Here is a 3,270-nt window from a genome sequence, read left to right as displayed (position 1 = left end):
GCGCGAACTGCGTGGCGTACGAGCCGAGTCCACCGCTCGCGCCCCAGATGAGCACGTTGTCGCCCTGCTTCATGCCGGCGCCGTTGCGGCAACCGCGCCCGCTCACCGCTCACCGCTCACCGCTCACCGCTCACCAGGTGCATGAACCCACCCGCCTGCCCAAAGGAGGAAGGACGACGTGTCCGAACAGTGCGTACTGAAATTTCGGAAGGTCCATGGAGCCGGGAACGACTTCGCTCTCATCACCGGCACCGCCGAAGATCTGGACAAGGACTGGGCCGATACGGCCAGACGTCTGTGCGCCCGGCGTACCGGCATCGGCGCCGACGGTCTGGTCATCAGTGCCCCGCTCGGCCCTGATCTGCGGGGGGTCGCCTGCTTCAACGCGGATGGCTCCGTCGCCACCATGTGCGGCAACGCCCTCAGATGCGCCGCCTGGTGCACGGCCAGGGACTCCGGCGTCGCGGTGAAGGACATGAGCCTGGTCATGGCCGGTGTAGAACACCAAGCGCTGGTGCGGGATGACGGGGTGTGGGTGACGGCCGACGTCGGCCCCGTCGAACCCCGCCGCGTCCAGGTCGTACTGGACGGACGCCCCATCTGGTTCGACTCCGTACACACCGGCACCGAGCACGTGGTCGCGGTCGTACCGGACGTGGATGACATCGACGCCGTGGTCTACGGCCGGCTGGTCCGCAACCATCTCGACCTCGCGCCGCTGGGAACGAACGTCAACTTCGTCCAGGCCGCGGGCTCTCAGGAACTGAAGATCCGCACCTACGAGCGGGGCGTGGAGGCGGAGACGCTGTCGTGCGGCAGCGGAGCCGTCGCCGCCGTGGTGATCGCCGCGATGCGCGGGCTCGTCGCGGACAAGCAGGTCACCGTCCACAACCATTCCGGGACGCCCCTGATGGTGCGCCCGCACGCCCAGCGCCGTGGAAAGGCCTTCTGGATCGGCGGCCCGGTGACCCAGACCTACCAAGGAGAACTCGCATGAACACGTTCATCGGCGCCCTCGACGCCGCGGCGATCCGCCGTGAGGCCCAGGTGCTGCGGACCTGCCAGCACGGCGGTCCGGAACCACTGGACGTGGCGTTGATCTACGGCGGGTTATCCGCCGAGGACCGGCTCTACATCTCCGAGAGCCCCACCAGGCAGATGTCGGTCACCGCGCTGGCGGAGTCCCTCATCGAGATCGGCGCCACCTTCACAATCCTCGACCCGTGCGACCCTGGATTCCTCCGCGACCTCCTCACCTTCGACGTGGCCTTGTCGAACCTGCACGGCCCCTACGGAGAGGACGGCCGTCTCCAGGGGCTGCTGGACTATCTGCGCATGCCGTACTGCGGCAGCGGGGTCGCCGCCTCGGCCGTCGCCGCTGACAAGATCCTGTGCAAGCGGGCCATGGAGAGCCTGAGCGTCCCCACCCCTGCCTCGCAGGTATGGAGGCCGGGTGTCCCGGCCCGGTGGGAGGGCCGTCCGGTGATGGTCAAACCGACGCTCGGCGGCTCCAGCGTCGGCATGAGCCTGGTCCGCGACGAAACCGGGCTCGTCCCCGCTCTCGAACGCGCCTGGGAAACGGATCCCTCCCCGGTCCTGATCGAGGAATACGTCACCGGCGTGCCCGTCACGGTCGGCCTGCTCCAGATGCCCGGCGGGGTCCTGGTGTTCCCTCCGCTGGCCACCAAGGTCCACGACGGCGAGTTCTACGACGCCGCATCCAAGCTCGACGCCACCGGCGAGGGAACCGTGTCCGTCGCCCTGGCCGACTTCCCCGCGCAGGTGCTGGACGCGCTGACCGGTCACGCGCGGACCCTGTGGGAGGGGCTGGGCTGCCGCGGCGCGGCCCGCGTCGACTTCATGGTCAGCGACAGGACGGTGACCGCGCTGGAGGTGAACACGACTCCGGGCATGTCGCGGGAGTCGAACTTCGCCACGGGGGCCGCCCTGTGCGGCCTGAGCCACACCGATGTCGTGCGCGCCTTTCTCCACGAAGCGCTGACCCGCCCCCCATACGATGGGCCCCTGCCCGTTCCCGTACTGAACGCGTCAACGACCGTGCGGGAGACCGCTGTCTGACGCGATCTCAGGAGTCCGCTGCTGTGCCCCACGCCCACGATGTGCCCATGGTCCGTCAGCTCGTCGATCCCACCGAATGGGACCTCCACGGAGGATGGTCACTGGGGGACCGGATGGAGTGGTCCAACCGGGCGTGCGGCATGGCAGACCTACGGATGATCCTGCTCGCCTACGAACTTCAAGCCCCCTCGGTGACCGAGCTGCTCAAGCTCGGCGTCAAGCACGAGATCCTGACGGAGAAGGGCTGGCTCCACGCCGGCATCGCCAACCTGGCCACCGGCTTCGGGATTCCCGGCCGCGCGGAGCCCATCGCAGCCGCAGACCTGACCGGCGCTCTGCACCACGCACCCGTGATCATCTCGGTCACCGAGCAGTTCCCCGACGACGGCCGCAAGGGCGGCCACCTGGTCATCGCCCGCGGCTACACGGACGGCCCCGACCCGGACATCCTCCTGCGTGACCCCTCCGCCTGGGGGCAGACCCACGACCGGGTGCCCCTCAGCCGCCTGGCCGCCTCCTACACCGGACGCGCCATCACCTTCGCCCCCCTCGCGGGAAGGACCGCCCAGTGATCACCCTGACGCTCACCGAGATCGCCGACGCCACCGGCGGCACCCTCCACGACGCCCCGGACCCGCAGATGCGCATCACGGGCCGCAGCGCCAGCGACTCCCGCGAGGTCGGCCCCGGCGGCATGTTCGTCGCGGTCGCCGGCGCCCGCGTGGACGGCCACGACTTCGTCGACCGGGCGGTCGCCACCGGCGCCTCCTGCGTGCTGGCCACCCGCCCGGTCGGCGTCCCCGCGATCGTCGTCCCCGACGTCACCGCCGCCCTCGGCCGTCTCGCTCAGCACGTCCTGACCCGCACCGGCACGCAGATCATCGCCCTGACCGGCTCGGCCGGGAAGACGAGCACCAAAGACCTCCTGGCCCAGGTCCTCAGCCGTCACGGGGAGACCGTCGCCACACCCGGCTCGTTCAACACCGAGATCGGCCTGCCGCTGACCGTGATGCGCGCCGACGAATCCACCCGCTACCTGGTCCTGGAGATGGGCGCCCGCCACCGCGGCGACATCGCGTATCTGGCGTCACTGACCCCGCCACAGATCGGCGTCGTCCTCAACGTCGGCTCCGCCCACGTCGGAGAGTTCGGCAGCCGGGAAGCCATCGCGACAGCCAAGGCGGAGCTGGT

General features: G+C 69.9%; 4 protein-coding genes. All 4 read left to right on the top strand.

Features of this window, described 5'->3' with window-relative positions:
* Positions 1 to 178: 178 nt before the first annotated feature.
* Positions 179 to 997, top strand: a complete 819-nt coding sequence (gene dapF / locus ACWEBX_RS38405) for a diaminopimelate epimerase (RefSeq protein WP_451889355.1) — start codon at positions 179 to 181, stop codon at positions 995 to 997.
* Entirely contained in the window at positions 994 to 2,079 is a 1,086-nt protein-coding gene (locus ACWEBX_RS38400; protein ID WP_451889354.1) for a D-alanine--D-alanine ligase family protein, read from the top strand. The genes dapF and ACWEBX_RS38400 overlap by 4 nt, the downstream gene beginning before the upstream one ends.
* Positions 2,080 to 2,126: 47 nt before the next feature.
* A complete protein-coding gene (locus tag ACWEBX_RS38395; protein ID WP_451889353.1) occupies positions 2,127 to 2,651 on the top strand; it encodes a hypothetical protein in 525 nt (174 codons plus the stop codon).
* On the top strand, positions 2,648 to 3,270 hold a 623-nt coding region (locus ACWEBX_RS38390; RefSeq protein ID WP_451889352.1), incomplete at its 3' end, for a UDP-N-acetylmuramoyl-tripeptide--D-alanyl-D-alanine ligase. The genes ACWEBX_RS38395 and ACWEBX_RS38390, both read left to right, overlap by 4 nt.

This window comes from Streptomyces sp. NPDC005070, from assembly GCF_053600395.1.
The sequence above is the reverse complement of the archived record's forward strand: the minus strand, read 5'-3'. Positions and strand labels throughout refer to the sequence as shown.

Excerpts from the sequence above, each read along its gene's own strand:
- ACWEBX_RS38400 (WP_451889354.1), top strand. The coding sequence starts at position 994 with ATGAACACGTTCATCGGCGCCCTCGACGCCGCGGCGATCCGCCGTGAG.
- ACWEBX_RS38395 (WP_451889353.1), top strand. The coding sequence starts at position 2,127 with ATGGTCCGTCAGCTCGTCGATCCCACCGAATGGGACCTCCACGGAGGA.